This window comes from Massilia sp. PAMC28688 (assembly GCF_019443445.1).
GTDB lineage: Bacteria > Pseudomonadota > Gammaproteobacteria > Burkholderiales > Burkholderiaceae_D > Telluria_A.
The window spans coordinates 1,656,503-1,670,556 of sequence record NZ_CP080378.1; the positions used below are offsets into that span (position 1 = coordinate 1,656,503).

14 protein-coding genes are annotated in these 14,054 nt (G+C 65.8%); 1 reads left to right on the forward strand and 13 read right to left on the reverse strand.

All coding sequences use genetic code 11. The annotated features are described in order from the left end of the window. Nucleotides 1-56: 56 nt before the first annotated feature. From KY495_RS07415 to gspG, 13 genes are read right to left on the reverse strand one after another with little or no spacing between them, the layout of a single operon-like run. Nucleotides 57-2,279, reverse strand: coding sequence for a patatin-like phospholipase family protein (locus KY495_RS07415; RefSeq protein ID WP_219883032.1), 2,223 nt, complete (start codon nt 2,277-2,279; stop codon nt 57-59). Nucleotide 2,280: 1 nt separating this feature from the next. After that, nucleotides 2,281-3,006, reverse strand: coding sequence for a type II secretion system protein N (locus KY495_RS07420; RefSeq protein WP_219883033.1), 726 nt, complete (start codon nt 3,004-3,006; stop codon nt 2,281-2,283). Nucleotides 3,007-3,019: 13 nt separating this feature from the next. Then, nucleotides 3,020-4,240: a type II secretion system inner membrane protein GspF gene (gene gspF, locus KY495_RS07425; protein ID WP_219883034.1), complete on the reverse strand. Its 1,221-nt coding sequence runs from the start codon at nt 4,238-4,240 to the stop codon at nt 3,020-3,022. A gap of 5 nt (nt 4,241-4,245) precedes the next feature. Beyond that, nucleotides 4,246-5,667: a type II secretion system ATPase GspE gene (gspE, locus tag KY495_RS07430; RefSeq protein WP_219883035.1), complete on the reverse strand. Its 1,422-nt coding sequence runs from the start codon at nt 5,665-5,667 to the stop codon at nt 4,246-4,248. A 9-nt stretch (nt 5,668-5,676) separates the two neighbouring features. Next, nucleotides 5,677-7,911, reverse strand: a complete 2,235-nt coding sequence (gene gspD / locus KY495_RS07435) for a type II secretion system secretin GspD (protein WP_219884151.1) — start codon at nt 7,909-7,911, stop codon at nt 5,677-5,679. Next, nucleotides 7,911-8,684: a type II secretion system protein N gene (gspN, locus tag KY495_RS07440; protein ID WP_219883036.1), complete on the reverse strand. Its 774-nt coding sequence runs from the start codon at nt 8,682-8,684 to the stop codon at nt 7,911-7,913. Before gspN ends, gspD begins: the two co-directional genes overlap by 1 nt. Beyond that, the gene (gene gspM / locus KY495_RS07445; RefSeq protein WP_219883037.1) at nt 8,681-9,202 is read right to left on the reverse strand and encodes a type II secretion system protein GspM; all 522 of its coding nucleotides are present in this window, start codon (nt 9,200-9,202) and stop codon (nt 8,681-8,683) included. Before gspM ends, gspN begins: the two co-directional genes overlap by 4 nt. Continuing rightward, the gene (gene gspL, locus KY495_RS07450; RefSeq protein WP_219883038.1) at nt 9,199-10,413 is read right to left on the reverse strand and encodes a type II secretion system protein GspL; all 1,215 of its coding nucleotides are present in this window, start codon (nt 10,411-10,413) and stop codon (nt 9,199-9,201) included. The genes gspM and gspL overlap by 4 nt, the downstream gene beginning before the upstream one ends. Before the next feature lie 17 nt (nt 10,414-10,430). Next, nucleotides 10,431-11,504, reverse strand: a complete 1,074-nt coding sequence (gene gspK, locus KY495_RS07455) for a type II secretion system minor pseudopilin GspK (RefSeq protein ID WP_219883039.1) — start codon at nt 11,502-11,504, stop codon at nt 10,431-10,433. Next, nucleotides 11,501-12,142 carry a type II secretion system protein J gene (locus tag KY495_RS07460; RefSeq protein WP_219883040.1) on the reverse strand — a complete coding sequence of 214 codons (642 nt, stop codon included), beginning with the start codon at nt 12,140-12,142 and terminating at the stop codon, nt 11,501-11,503. Before KY495_RS07460 ends, gspK begins: the two co-directional genes overlap by 4 nt. Continuing rightward, a complete protein-coding gene (gene gspI / locus KY495_RS07465) occupies nt 12,142-12,516 on the reverse strand; it encodes a type II secretion system minor pseudopilin GspI (RefSeq protein ID WP_374040994.1) in 375 nt (124 codons plus the stop codon). Before gspI ends, KY495_RS07460 begins: the two co-directional genes overlap by 1 nt. A 5-nt stretch (nt 12,517-12,521) precedes the next feature. Beyond that, the gene (locus KY495_RS07470) at nt 12,522-12,974 is read right to left on the reverse strand and encodes a GspH/FimT family pseudopilin (RefSeq protein ID WP_229518610.1); all 453 of its coding nucleotides are present in this window, start codon (nt 12,972-12,974) and stop codon (nt 12,522-12,524) included. Nucleotides 12,975-13,026: 52 nt separating this feature from the next. Further along, entirely contained in the window at nt 13,027-13,476 is a 450-nt protein-coding gene (gene gspG / locus KY495_RS07475; protein WP_219883041.1) for a type II secretion system major pseudopilin GspG, read from the reverse strand. Nucleotides 13,477-13,762: 286 nt separating this feature from the next. On the opposite strand from gspG, the gene KY495_RS07480 reads away from it, so the two are divergent. Next, a complete protein-coding gene (locus tag KY495_RS07480) occupies nt 13,763-14,053 on the forward strand; it encodes a YciI family protein (protein ID WP_219883042.1) in 291 nt (96 codons plus the stop codon). Nucleotide 14,054: the final 1 nt, after the last annotated feature.

Genomic DNA, 14,054 nt, shown 5'->3' on the forward strand with positions numbered 1-14,054 from the left:
CCGGGCGCGCATGGCGCCGGCCAGATGACACGGGCAGCGGTTGAAGCCAGCCAAACCTACCAGGTCGGTCCCAGGAACAGATACATGGTGCCCTTGCCGTCCTTGGTCGCGCCGGCGCCCACGTAGGCCGGACCGAAGCGCGTATCGACTGACAGGAAGCCGCTGACGGCCTGCTTCACGCGCCGCCCGGGCGCCGCCTGCTCCAGGTCGAAGCCGCCGCCCACCTCCACCGAAAAGCCGGCGCGCACGGTGCCGCCCAGCGCCAGCGGCAGGGCGCCGATGCGGCGCGCCGACACCACGCGCGCAAAGGCCACGCTGCGGCCCTGGATCGAATCGGGCACGGTGCCCGACAGGCGCAGGAAGCCGCCCAGCGACAGCGGTGAAAATCCATACCTGGCGTGCGCATACTCGCCGTACACATGGCCGGCCCAGTTACCGGCACTGAAGGCGTGCATGCCGATCAGCGAGGTGGTGGCCTGGGCGCCCACGCCGCGGTTGCCGGGCGAGCCTTCGATGCGCGCCTCCACCAGGTTGCCCCGGCTTGGAAACCCCAGCGAGTCGAGCGTGTCAAGCCGGTAGCGGACGAACTGGGTGGTGCCATAGCCACGCTCTGTATCATCGGTCTGGTCGGGTATGACGGCGCGCTTGCCCGCACGCTGGCGCGTCACGCCCAGCTGCAGGTCGCCCCACGACCACAGCTCCCGTCCCAGCACCAGGGTGCCGGTGGTATCGGCAAACACGGCGCGGCTCACGCGCCGGCCCTGCGAGAACAGGTCGCGCGCAGCCGAACCATATTGCAGCGATGGCGCCAGGTACCATGGCGAGCCGGCGCCCAGCGGCTGGTAGAACTGCAGCCCGAACTCGCGCGCGTCGCCCACCCGCGCCACGGTGCGAATCTCACCACCCCAGCTGTTGACCGACGACTTCACGTGCATCAGTTTGAGCGCGAACGAATTGCTGTCATCGAAATCACTGGCCAGTTCCAGCCCCACGCGCAGGCGGCTGGTGGCCCACGGTGCTTCCTGCACCGTGATTTTCACGCGCCGCTGGCCGCCATCGTCATCGATCTCGGTCTCGACCCGCTCCACATCGCCGCGCCCGTACAGGCGCTCGCCGGCGACGCGCACTTCTTCCCGCGTGAGCTGCTGGCCAGCGACCAGGCCTGACTGTGTTTCAAGCACTTTGGCATGCACGCGGCCGGTGCTCACGACGTCGACCCGCGCCAGCTTGAGCGGCTGGTCCGACAGCGGGGGCGGCGCCAGGCGGGTGTTTTCAAACAGCGCGTACGCGGCCGGCTCCAGCGCCAGCGGGGCCAGGCGCGCCGCCATGGCATGGGCGGCCGTTTCTCCGGCCTTGATGGCCAGGCCGGCGTCGCGAAACTCGAGGAAGCCTACGCCGTCAAGCGCCGGTGAAATCAGGATGTCCTGCGTCCGCAGTTCCTTGAGAGAGCGCTGCACGTTCTGTTCAGTGAGGATGTTGACCATCTGCTGGGCCACGCCCAGCGCGCTGCGCAGCTCCTTCTCGGCTGCCAGGGTAGTGCCCACATTGACGGCAATGACCACATCGGCCCCCATCTTGTGGGCAAGGTCGACCGGCAGGTTGCGTACCAGGCCACCGTCCACCACCAGGCGCCCATTCACCCGCACCGGCGCGAACACGCCCGGCACCGCCAGCGAGGCGCGCATGGTGAGGAACAGCGGCGTGTCGACCAGGTCCACCAGGTCGCCGCTAAGCAGGTCTGAGGCGACCGAACGAAATGGCAGTGCCAGCTGGCTCACAGGACGGTCGCGCGTGCCGGACGGGATCAGGCGCCCGAGCGTGCGCTCCAGCGCGGCATTGCCGGCAGCGGCAGGCGGCAGGGAAACCCCTTCACCATGCAGGCTGAATTCAATGCGCGAGGGGAGCAGGACATCTTCTTCGCGGCGCCTGAAATGCAGGTCTTCGCGCGCCGGCCGGTACGCGACCACGCGGTCCCAGTCGGTATTGCGCGCCATGCGTTCCAGGTCCGGGACCGACACGCCGGCCGCATAGGCGCCGCCGACCACGCTGCCCATGCTGGTGCCTACCACCATGTCCACCGGCACCCGCATGTCGCGCAGCGCGCGCAGCACGCCGATGTGGGCAAAGCCGCGCGCACCGCCCCCGGACAGTACCAGTGCCACGCGCGGGCGCTCGGCCGGGGCGATCGTTGGTACGCCCTCGGCCTGCGGCCGGGCGAACGCCGTCCCCAGCGCCATGGCGCATCCACCGGCAAGCGCAATGGCGCGGGCGAGCTTCAAGTTATTGGGTCGGCATCTGGTTGTTGTTCATGCCGTTGCTGCTGCGCGTGGGCGCCGGCATCTGCACCGGCGGCGGCGGGGCCGGTACGCCAGGGGGCAGCGCGACCGGCACTTCCATCGGCTGGTTTGGCGGCACCGGCACGTCAGCCCCCGGCAGTTCCTGCGGAGCCACCGTACCTTGCTGCATTTGCTGCTGCTGCATTTGCTGCATCTGCATCTGCTGCTGCATCTGCTGTTGCTGCATCTGCTGTTGCTGTATCTGCATCTGCTGCTGCAATTGCTGCTGCCCGGGGTCCATCTCCACCGGCGCGGCCAGCCCGCCCATGGCCGCTGCCTTGTCGTCGGTGGCCAGTTCGATCCGCTTGATGATGCCGCCTTCCGACAGCACCACGTGCTTGGGGTGGACTTCCTTCAGCACCACGCCGGTGGCGATCTCCTTGCCCACCTGGACCGCCTTGGCAGCCTGGCCGTCAGCCATCAGGATGGCCACACCCTCCGCCCCGGCCGACACCACGCCGGTGAGCTGGTAGTTACTCACCGCGACCGTGACGACCTGGCCGCCGAACAGCGTGGCGCCCGCATCGGCCTGCGGTTCGGGCACGCCCTCTTCCACGATTGCGGCCATGGGACGGGTTTCGGGCTTGTACAGTTTCAAAAACCAGAAGGCGACCGACGCCGACAGGGCGATCAATCCAAGCAGGCTGAAAATTAAGGGCAAACGCTTCATCAAATTCCTCGGGTTACCGCACCAGCTGATTAATTTCGATAATAGGCATGAGCACCGCGAGCACGATCAGCAGTACCACCACACCCATGGACAGGATCAGGAAGGGCTCGAGCAGGCCGGCAATGGTCAGGGTGCGGCGCTCAAGGTCCTGCTGCTGCGAGTTGGCGGCCCGTTCCAGCATGGCCGGCAATTCGCCGGTGATCTCGCCGGCGCGGATCATGTGAATCAGCATGGGCGGGAAATGGCGCTGCGCCGACAGCGCCCGCGCCAGGCTCACGCCTTCGCGCACACTGGCGCTGGCCTGCTCCACCAGCTCTTTCATGGCCACGTTGGACAGCGTATCGCGGCTGGTATCGAGCGCGCGCAGGATGGGCACGCCGGAACCGGTGGTAATGGCCAGCGTGCTGGCAAAGCGGGCCGTGTTCAGGCTGCGCTCGAACTTGCCGTAGATGGGCGCGGTCAGCAGCCAGGCATGCCAGCGCCGCTTCACGGCAGGATTTTGCAGCGTGCGGCGCCAGGCCACAAACGCTGCGATCAGGGCGATACCGACCACGATGCCGTAACTGCGCACAAAGTTGGACACGCCCAGCATCATCACCGTCAGGAACGGCAGCTTCTGCTTGGTGTTGGCAAACACCGACACGATCTGCGGCACCACATAGGTCAGCAGGAAGATCACAATCGCAAACGCGACCACGGTGACGATGGCCGGATAGGTAAACGCCAGACGCACCTTCTGCACCAGCGCGTTGCGCCGTTCGATGTAGTCGGCCAGGCGCGAGAGCACGCGCGCCAGGTGGCCAATCTGTTCGCCCGAGGCCACCAGGGCGCGGAAAATTTCGGCAAAGTCGCGCGGGTGGCGCGACAGCGCGTCAGAGAACGACGCGCCGCCCATCACTTCGGAGCGGATCGAGGCGATCAGGTCGCGCACATACGGGCGTTCGGCCTGCTCCAGCAAGGCGGTAAAGGCCTGCTCCAGCGGCAGTCCCGCTTCCAGCAGGCTGGCCAGCTGGCGCGTGAAGAGCGCCAGTTCCACCTGCGACAGACGCTCGCGAAAGCCGCGGCTTTTCGCCACGCCCTGCGCATCGACCTGCAGCTCGATGGCTTCCACCGCCAGCGGCGTGAGCCCCTGCACGCGCAGGTCGGCGCGCGCCGAACGGGCGCTATCGGCATTGACCACGCCCTTGTGGGTGGCACCGCCCGCATCGACGGCTTCGTAGCGAAATGCTGGCATTGTCCTTAGTCTTTCGTCACGCGCAGCAGTTCGGCCGGCGTGGTCACGCCTTCACGCAGCCAGCGCTCGCCATCTTCACGCATGGTTTTCATGCCGGTGCGCTGGGCCGCCACGCGAATATCCGCTTCCGAGGCCTGGTTATGGATCTGGGCGCGGATTTCGTCGGTGGTCTGGAGCAGCTCGTAGACGCCCACGCGGCCGTGGTAGCCGGTGTGGCCGCACTTGTCGCAGCCCACTGCTTTCCACGTGGCGCCTTCGTTGACCTTGCAGTGCACGCACAGCTTGCGCACCAGACGCTGCGCCATCACGCCCAGCAGTGATGACGACAGCAGGAATGGCTCGATGCCCATGTCCAGCAAACGCGTGACCGCAGCGGCGGCATCATTGGTGTGCAGGGTGGCCAGTACCAGGTGGCCGGTGAGCGAGGCCTGCACCGCGATCTGCGCCGTTTCCAGGTCGCGGATCTCGCCGATCATGATCACGTCCGGGTCCTGGCGCAAGATCGCGCGCAGGGCCTTGGCAAAGCTCATGTCGATCCGGGCGTTGACCTGGGTCTGCCCGACGCCAATCAGGTCGTACTCGATCGGGTCTTCCACGGTCAGGATGTTGGTGGTCGAGGCGTTCAGGCGCGACAGCGCCGCGTACAGCGTGGTGGTCTTGCCCGAGCCGGTTGGCCCGGTGACGAGCACAATACCGTGCGGCTGGTTGATAAGCGCATCGAACTGCGGCAGCAAGCCTTCACTCATGCCAAGGTGCGACAGATCGAGCTTGCCCGCTTCCTTGTCCAGCAGACGCAATACGGCGCGTTCGCCGTGGCCGGTAGGCAGGGTCGAGACGCGCACGTCCACGCCCTTGCCGCCCACCCGCAGGGTGATGCGGCCGTCCTGCGGCAGGCGTTTTTCGGCAATGTCGAGCTGCGCCATGATCTTGATCCGCGAGATCAACGATGCGTGGATCGCCTTGCGCGGCCGTACGATGTCGCGCAGCGCGCCGTCGATCCGAAAGCGGACGGTAGACGTCTGCTCGAACGGTTCGATGTGAATGTCGGAGGCGCCTTCGCGCAGTGCCTGGGTGAGCAGCGCGTTGATCATGCGGATGACAGGCGCGTCGTCGGACGACTCCAGCAAGTCCTCGATGGCCGGGACGTCCTGCAGCAGCTTGGTCAGGTCAAGGTCGGCGTCGAATTCATCGGCCACCTGCGAGGCGTCGCCGCCTGCACCGGCATAGGCGCTGGCAATGGCCGCTTCCAGGTCGGCCCGCTCCATGCGGCGCAGGGCGATGCGCCCAAAGCGGCGCGACACTTCCGCAATCGCCGCCGGCGCCGTGGCGCCCGAGATCCACACCTCGACGGTCTGCTCGGCTTCGTCGCTGGGACGCGCCAGCACGCCGAAGTCGCGCGCAAAAGCGTAGGGTAAAAGGTTACTCATGATTTGCCGTTACTTGTTCACCGGCGCCATTGGCTGCACCGGTACGAAAAGAGGCTGCGCAGCGGAAGGCGTGACCGGCTTGGCCGAACCCGGGCGCACCAGGGTGCCGGGGGCCGGAACCGGTGCCGTCTTCGGTGGCACCGCTGCCATCGCGCCGCCCTTGGCCGGCTGGCCGTCGACCAGCTGCGGCAGCACCGGCGTGCCGTAGTCCGGCATGACCACCGAGTCCTGCGGCGTGGCGGCGCGCGTGCCGGCCGAGCGCATGTAGTCGTAGCGGTCGGCAGCGATGCTGTTGCTGTCTTCCTTGCTGCGCACGATGACCGGGCGCAGGAACACCATCAGGTTGGTCTTCTTGCGGGTCCGACTGCGGTACTTGAACAAGTTGCCCACCAGCGGCAGGTCGCCCAGGCCGCGCACTTTTTCTTCGCCGCTGCCGGTATCGTCGCGAATCAGGCCGCCGATCACGATCACCTGGCCATCATCGGCAATGACGTTGTTTTCAATGACGCGGATGTTGGTCGTCACGCCCGATGGCGACGAGCGGGTGCTCTCGTCCACGTTCGAAGTCTCGTGGTAGATCGCCATCTTGATGGTGCCGCCTTCGGAAATTTGCGGGCGCACCTTGAGCGTCAGGCCCACGTCGCGGCGGTCAATGGTCTGGAACGGATTGGCGTTGGCGCCGCCGGTCGGGGTGGTGAACTGGCCGCTGATGATCGGCACGTTCTGGCCCACCTTGATGGTCGACAGTTCGTTGTCGAGCGTGAGCATGTTCGGTGTCGACAGGATGTTGGCGTTACCGCCCGTCTCCAGTGCCGACGCCACAGCGCCCAGTCCCAGCTCACCATTGATCATCTTGAACAGGCCGATGGTCAGACCGGGCGCGGGAACCGGGGTGGCAGCTGCAGCCAGGGCTGCCAGGTTGCTGGTGCCGGCGCCGGCGAAATTAGTCAGCGCGCCCACACGGTACTTGCTGCTGTTGGTGCCCGACAGGCCGGCCCACTGCACGCCGAATTGCGCCGCGTTTTCGGCGTTCACTTCCACGATCAGCGACTCGATGTAGACCTGGGCACGGCGCACGTCGAGCTGGTCGATCACGCCGCGCAGGTTGCGGTAGATCGCGTCCGGCGCGGTGATGATGAGGGTGTTGGTGGAAGCGTCAGCCTGGATGAAGCCGGCGCCGGTCGAGGTGCCGCCTCCCTGCTGCAGGGGCGCCTGTTGGCTCATGCTGGAAGGTCCCGGGCCCAGACCCTGGCCGCCACCCTGGGTATTGCTGCCCTGCTGGCCCACCTGCACGCTGCCGCCCGCCGTTCCCTGCTGATTCGGCTGAAGCGCTGATGGATCGGACGAAACCACCGCGCGCAGCGTGGCTGCCAGCTTGGTGGCGTCCGCGTTTTTCAGATACACCACGTGCACGTTGCCGGCCACCGAGGTTGGCTGGTCAAGCTTGGCGATCAGCGACTTGGCCAGGTTGGCGCGGGCGCGCGAAGGCGCGCGCACCACCAGCGAATTGGTGCGCGGATCAGCCACCACGGTGACGCGGCCCGAGTCGCCGCCCGGCGCCGGCTGCAGCAGCTTTTCGATCAGCGCCGCCATGTCGGAGGCGATGCCGTAGCGGACCGGCACGATGTCGACGTCGGCATTGACCGGCGAATCGAGCGCCGCGATGATCTTGGACAGGCGCCGCAGGTTGTCGGCGTAATCGGTGATGACCAGGGTATTGTTGCCCGGGTTGGCCATGATCGAATTGTTGGGCGAAATCAGGGGCCGCAGCACGGCGGTGAGGTTGGCCGCCGACTCGTAATTGAGCTGGTAGATCTGGGTGGCCACCTGGTCGCCGGTGGCGCCGCGCGCATTGATGCCGACCTGGGTGGGCGAGGCCTGCAGCTTCGCTTCGGCTTCCGGCACCACCTTGGCAAAGCCGTCGGAGGTCACCACTGCGTAACCCTGCAGACGCAGGGCGGACGTGAGCAGCGAAAAGGTGTCGGCCTTGCTGAGCGGCTTTTCGGACACCAGCGTGAGCGTGCCCTTGACGCGCGGGTCGATGATGAAGGTCATGCCCGTGTAATGGCCGACTGCCTTGATGACCGATTCAATGTCGGCGCCGACGAAGTTGAGCGCGGCCTGGTCTTCCGGCGCGGCGGCTACCTGGACCGGTGCGCCGGCAACGGCGCAGCACAGCATGACGGCGGCAGCGGCACGGCGCAGCGAAGGGGTGTGGAGTGTGCTTACAGACTGTTTTTTCATCATTTAAACTCTAACGCGATAATGTTCTTGCCGCCCACCATTCGGCGCTGGCCCAGGAGACTTAAGAGATTGCCCAGCGTTTCTTCATATCCGTCCGCAGCTTCTGCCTGTCCGGCAAACTGGAAGCGCCCTTTGTCGAGCGACCCGGTTCCCGATAACAGCAGCGCACCGCGCACTGTCCTCAAATTCAACTGCGCCTGCTGTCCGTTCCAGTCCATGGCCAGTTCATAACTGCCCAGGGGCTTGACCGGCGCCATGCGCGAGCCCATATCATTCATCGCCAGCATCGTGCGTCCCTTGACGTCAAGCGCATTGCCGGCGCGCGCCAGGCCAAGGGTGCTCCATGACAGCTGCATGGCGCCACTGGGCGCCAGCGTGTTCAGTGGCGCGCCCAGTCCCGCCAGCCGCTCGGCCGGCACATTGACCGTGGCCGGGCTGACCTGCCACTCGGACCAGGTGCCGCTGACCGTCACCGGCTGCGACAGCGCATCCGGATTTTCCAGCTGCAGGTCGACCTGGCCAAGCAGCGCCAGGGGCGACAGGCGCCAGCTGAAGCGTCCCGGCAGCAGCGGGGTGACCGCGCCGTTGCTCGCTGCCGCACCGCCGATATAGGCCGAACCGCGCCACAGCGTACCCTGCGCGTCGCCCAGCGTCAAACGTCCCTGGGTACGCTGTTCGACAATCTCGCCCAGCCAGGTGGCGGGCAAAAATATCAGCACGGTCAGGGCGACAGTCGCGGCGACAGCCGACAACCATAGCACAGCGCGCTTCATCGGGCCGCTTCGGCTGTGGCCTGGCGCAGCGTCAGCGTGGCATCCACCTGGCCGAGGGGCGTACCTGCCGTCACGGCCAGGTCCTGCACTTCGATCCGGTGGTCGCGCCGCTGGGCGTCGAGCCAGCTGTACAAACCGGCAAACGGCACGTTGGTGAACTGCAGCTTGGCATAGTCGCCCGTCATGGCCAGCGAGGTGGGCGACAGCGAGCGCGCCGCCAGACTGGCACTGAGTGCTTCCTTGGTCATGGGCGTGACCTGGGGCGGCGCCTGGCGCGCCAGGTCACCGGCCTCGCGCGCCAGCGCTTCCACGCGCGCGGCCTGCTCGCGCATCTCGGGCAGCTTCTTGTTCAGCGTGGCGATGCCCGTGACGGCCGGGTCGATCAACAGCATGTAGACCAGGGCGCCGGCCACCGTGGCCCCGCCCACGGTCAGATAAGTACGTTCTTTTTCGGTGCGGGCCAGCCAGTACAGGGCAGCGCGTTCACGCACATTGGCAATTGCAGTGACGGGATTCATTTGCTCTCTCCTGCGCTGCGCACGATCCAGACGCCGCCGCCGGTGTCGTCCAGGGTCAGCTTGCGGGTGGCAAGCGAGGTTTTCAACAGGCCCGCTGCAGCAGGGTCCAGCGTCTCGGGCTTGACCTTGACGGTCAGGGCGCGGTCGCGAAAGCCCAGCGAGGCCAGTTCCACAGGCCGCGGCAGCGCGCGCGCGGCCTCGCCAAAGGCGGCCGCCAGGTACTGGAATTCGCTTGACGTGATCTGGCCCATGCCGGACTTGGCACGGTCGATATTCTGGCGCATCTGCTCAACCGGAAAAGCGCTGACCACGGCCGTGGGATACACGGCCGTGAAGGTCTTCTTGATATTGGCGTTGATGGCGTCGGCCTCGCGCTTGAGGCGCATGTGCTGCACGTTCAGGCCCACCAGGTTGACGATCACGGCCAGCAGCGCCAGGCGCAGCGGCCAGCGCCATTTTTTCCAGTCGCGGGCGGGGGCGCCGGCCGAACCAAGTCCGGGGACCAGGTCCAGCGTGGAGCTCCTGGCGCCGGCAATCCAGTGCGCCCAATTTTCCGCTTCCAGCGATATGCCGGGACCCGCTTCGGCCACCAGCGCCTGGTATTCGCCGAGCCGCTCGGCATCCACGTACAGGTGCAATGGCGCCTCGCCCGCCAGCGCGCGCGCCGTCTGCAGGGCGACCGCGGGTGAGCCTTCCAGCGCCAGCCCCATGCCGTGGTATACGCCATGACGCAGGGTGATGCCGTCGCTGTCGATGACGCACGAGACATTGCCGGGCACGATGGGCAGGCACAGTTGCGCCGGCACGGCCGACACTGTGCGCGCACCCTGCGCCAGCAGCGACTTGACCAGTTGTTCGAGCCACTCGCGGCGGGCCACGGCGACGGTGCGGGTGCCGTCGTCCACCAGGGCCGGGGCGGCCACCAGCACGCAGTCTTCCGGGTCACCCAGAATCTGCTCTTCGACCAGGTTGGGCAGCGCGGCCTTGAGGCGCGCCGGTGACAGCGGCGGCGCTTTCACATCCAGCAGCGATACGTCGGCAGCGGCCAGGATCAGTACCACGTGGCGGCTGGCGGCAATGGCGTCGCCCATGCCGCGCAAGGCGCCCTCACCCTGCTGTACCAGCGAACCACCGTCGGCCACGAGGGCAAAGCGCGCCAGGGCGCCTTCGCTGTCGGCGCGGGCTGGCAGGCGGATAAATAAAGTAGTCAAACAGTCTCGCTTTCGTTCTAGTTTTGCCTTACCCACACCGTGTAGGCCTTCTGGGCCATGCCCGGCGCAGCCATCGCCGGACGCTGCACCAGGGCCTCGGAGTCCAGCGCCGCGCGGTCAAGCCGCACCCGCGCCTGCACCAGGAACCACTCGCTGGTGATCGAATACACATGCTGCGCCGGATGCCGCTCGCGCGGGACGCCATGCAGCTGGCTCAAAAAATCAGCCTCAAAATTCCAGTCGGCGCGCTTGCGCTGCGCCACCAGCGCCTGCCCCTGCGCCAGCGAAAAGCCCGGGATCAGGGCCGAGATCACCTCCGCGCTGGCCGTGTTCACGTTGACGCGGGTCTGCCCCACGGGCTGGCCATTGACCATCGACGGCAGCACGATCACGTACTCGCGCAGCTTGTTGATGATTTCCGGCGTATAGCCAGGGATGATCAACAGGTCCTCGAGCTGCGTGAGCGCCATCGGCGCCGTGGTGCGAATCTGCCCCTGCGACACCGGTTGCTGCTGTTGCTGTTGCTGCTGTTGCTGCGGCGGCTGGCCTTCGCCCGGAATCGGCGGCATGGCTTCGCCCCCGCCCAGCGGTTTGGGGGGCAGGGGCGAACCCAGTGCCACCGCATCGGCCGTCTTCTTGGCCAGCGCCGGATCGATCTGCAGGTTGACCAGCAAACGCTTGTAAATCTCCAGGTGCAGAGGATCGACCTGCGGCCCCAGCGCCAAATTTGTTAGATTGTAACGCGAGGTGGCGTCCACAATCCGTCCCGACAGCGTCGCATCGAAAGTTTCTCCTTCCACGCGCTCGCGGTCAACAAATTGATCGAGCCGCGTTTCGGCCAGCGGCGTGTTCCATACGTCGTGCAGCGAGGTCTTGCTGGCCTTGTTGAAGCGCACCAGCGCGAACTTGGACCAGTCGATACCGCCGCGCAGCATCCACTTGGTCTGCAGGTGCAGGCGCTGGTTTTCCATTGACCGCACCTGGACCTGCTGGGTCCAGAACAGGCTGGCCACGATCGTCACGGCCAGGGTGGTCAACAGGAGTGCCGTAATGACGGCCACGCCGCGCTGGCGGACAGGCAAAGTGTTCATCGTGGCGTGAGCAGGAAGGATTTGATCAGCGCGGCCGGCACGTCCTTGATCTGCAGGGCGATCTGCAAGCCCTCCGGCGTGGTGATGACCTGGGAGGCCTGCGGCGAATTGGGATCGACGGCCATGACCATGGCCGGCGCGCCCCAGGCGTTGTTTTGCCAGGTCTGCACCGTCATGCCCAGCACGCCGGACTGCAGTGCCACCGGGGGCGTGGTGTCGGTGCCGCTGGTGGCGGCCTTCCACATAGCGTCGAGCTGCATCAGGTCGCGCGTGGCTACCGATTCGCGCCGCTGCAGCACGCCGTCGGCCACGCGGTAGGCAATCACCTGCACCCGGGCCGGTTCATTCTCGTGATAGACATTGCGCACCATGATCAGGCTGTCGTTGGCGGCCAGCAGATTGGGGCGGCTCTGGATGGTGGCGGTGTCGGTGAGGTGTTCGGCGTCGCTCTGCATCTGGGCAAAGGCCAGCTGCATGCCGCGCGTGGCTTCAATCTGGCTGGTGAGTGTGATGCGCGCCCGCACCACGCCATCGAGGCCGCGCCAGCCCAGCACCGCCACAATGGCCAGGATGCTGATGGCAACGAGCAGCTCCACCAGCGTGAAGCCGTGGCTGCGCCAATGCGCGTACGCCAGCATCACTGCAGCACCAGCTGCGCGAGCTTGATGATGCGGCGGTCCATGGCGCCGTCGTCATACACGCTGACTTCCACCCGGCGGAAAGCAGGGTTGGGGGTGGCCAGCACTTCTTCCTGGCACACCAGTTTCAGTTCGCCCTGCGGGCACTCGAACGTACGCTTGCCCACGGGAGGAAACTGGTTTTCAAGCCGGATCTGCACCAGCCGGTTTTCGGCCGCCCAGGTGGCCATCATGGCCGCGCGCAGGCCGGCGCTGTTGGCCGACAGGCTGCCCACCGCGCGCATGGATGCGCCCAGCGCGGTGCCGACGATGACCAGCGCCACCAGCACTTCGAGCAGGGTAAAACCGCGGGACCGGCGTGGAGTAGGCATCATCTCGCTCATTCAACGACAAAGTGGCCGATGCCGTCGGCGCGCACGGCAACGCTGTCGTCGCCAATGGCCAGCGTCAGCACGAAGGGCTTGTCTACCGGCTCGCGGCCGAACGTGATGCGCATGGGCGTGCCGCTGCCGGCCGAAGGTGGATCGATCATCAGTTTCATGGGCCCGCCCTTGAACTCGCGCTCGCGCAGCAGCTCTTCCTTGGTGACCGGCTCCCAGCCCGACTCGTTGCGCACCAAGAAACGATAGCGTTCGGAGTCGGCCTCAAAGGCGACCAGCTTGTTGCGGACAATCGCTTCATCACGCGCCAGCTGCAGGAGCAGTGCGATGCGGCTGGCCTCATTTTGCAGCCGCTGGCGCGGGCTTGGCAGCGCGTTGAAGGAAACCATGCCGAGCGTGATCCCGATGATGACCAGGACGACCATCACCTCAACCAGCGTGAAGCCGCGCATGGCGCGGCCGTTCGCCTTGCGGCCCTGCAGGCTTCCAGTCAAACGAGACTCCTCAGATGTCCCAGTTGCCGATGTCGGCATCATCGCCGGTGCCGCCCGGCTGGCCGTCGGCGCCCAGCGAGAACACGTCGACTTCACCCTTTACGCCAGGATGCATGTACTGGTACGGGTTGCCCCATGGGTCGTTGCGCAGCTTGTCCATGTAGCCGCCGCTCTTCCAGCCGCGCGCTTCGGGGCCGGAGGTGGGCTTTTCGACCAGGGCTTTCAGGCCTTGTTCGGTGCTGGGGAAGCGCTGGTTATCAAGCTTGTACAGGTTCAGTGCGGTCATGGTGGAGCTGATGTCGCTCTTGGCCGCGGTAATGCGCGCTTCGACCGTGCGGCCGAGCAGCTTGGGCACGACCAGCGCGCCCAGAACACCAATGATCACCACCACCACCATGATTTCGACAAGGGTGAAACCGCGCTGGGCGCGGCCGGTGCGGCGATTGAAGACTTTTTGCATAGTTTCTCAGTCGGTCGAAAAAGAGGGTTGACGAAGTATATAGGTGGAGCGGGCCAGCCTATGAAAAATCCATTGTAAGCCAATTGTAAGGCCATGCGGATTCTGCGCGCGAAGGTTGTCGAGTGGACCAGCATGCGACGGCACCATCCGGAATGTGCTCAAAATATTATATGTGGCGGAATGCTAACACCTATCCTTGCCAAAGTCTGCCTGACAAGGCCGATCGGCTTCTATTTGATCGGCAGTTCCGGCATGATTTGCATTGTTATCAACTCTTCATGCCACCATGTTCCTCATCCTGCTTAACTATAAAAAGCCCTTGTCCGAAGTCGACCGCTTCGTCGCCGAACACCGTGAGTTTTTGGCAGAACAGTACGCCGCCGGCGTTTTCAAGCTATCCGGCCGCAGGGAACCGAGAACGGGCGGTGTCATTCTCGCCCGTGCTGCCAGCTTGCCCGAGATCGAAGCCGTCATCAGCCGCGACCCCTTCCATCGCGAGCAGATTGCCGACTACGAGATCGTCGAATTTTGCCCCACCATGAGCAGCGCCGATCTCGCGCACCTGACCGAAGCGTGAG

Excerpts from the sequence above, each read along its gene's own strand:
- gspM (WP_219883037.1), bottom strand. The coding sequence starts at position 9,202 with ATGAATCCCGTCACTGCAATTGCCAATGTGCGTGAACGCGCTGCCCTG.
- KY495_RS07470 (WP_229518610.1), bottom strand. The coding sequence starts at position 12,974 with ATGCGCGGCTTCACGCTGGTTGAGGTGATGGTCGTCCTGGTCATCATC.
- gspI (WP_374040994.1), bottom strand. The coding sequence starts at position 12,516 with ATGATGCCTACTCCACGCCGGTCCCGCGGTTTTACCCTGCTCGAAGTG.
- gspD (WP_219884151.1), bottom strand. The coding sequence starts at position 7,911 with ATGAAAAAACAGTCTGTAAGCACACTCCACACCCCTTCGCTGCGCCGT.
- gspF (WP_219883034.1), bottom strand. The coding sequence starts at position 4,240 with ATGCCAGCATTTCGCTACGAAGCCGTCGATGCGGGCGGTGCCACCCAC.
- gspE (WP_219883035.1), bottom strand. The coding sequence starts at position 5,667 with ATGAGTAACCTTTTACCCTACGCTTTTGCGCGCGACTTCGGCGTGCTG.
- gspK (WP_219883039.1), bottom strand. The coding sequence starts at position 11,504 with ATGAACACTTTGCCTGTCCGCCAGCGCGGCGTGGCCGTCATTACGGCA.
- gspN (WP_219883036.1), bottom strand. The coding sequence starts at position 8,684 with ATGAAGCGCGCTGTGCTATGGTTGTCGGCTGTCGCCGCGACTGTCGCC.
- KY495_RS07420 (WP_219883033.1), bottom strand. The coding sequence starts at position 3,006 with ATGAAGCGTTTGCCCTTAATTTTCAGCCTGCTTGGATTGATCGCCCTG.
- KY495_RS07460 (WP_219883040.1), bottom strand. The coding sequence starts at position 12,142 with ATGCTGGCGTACGCGCATTGGCGCAGCCACGGCTTCACGCTGGTGGAG.
- gspG (WP_219883041.1), bottom strand. The coding sequence starts at position 13,476 with ATGCAAAAAGTCTTCAATCGCCGCACCGGCCGCGCCCAGCGCGGTTTC.
- KY495_RS07480 (WP_219883042.1), top strand. The coding sequence starts at position 13,763 with ATGTTCCTCATCCTGCTTAACTATAAAAAGCCCTTGTCCGAAGTCGAC.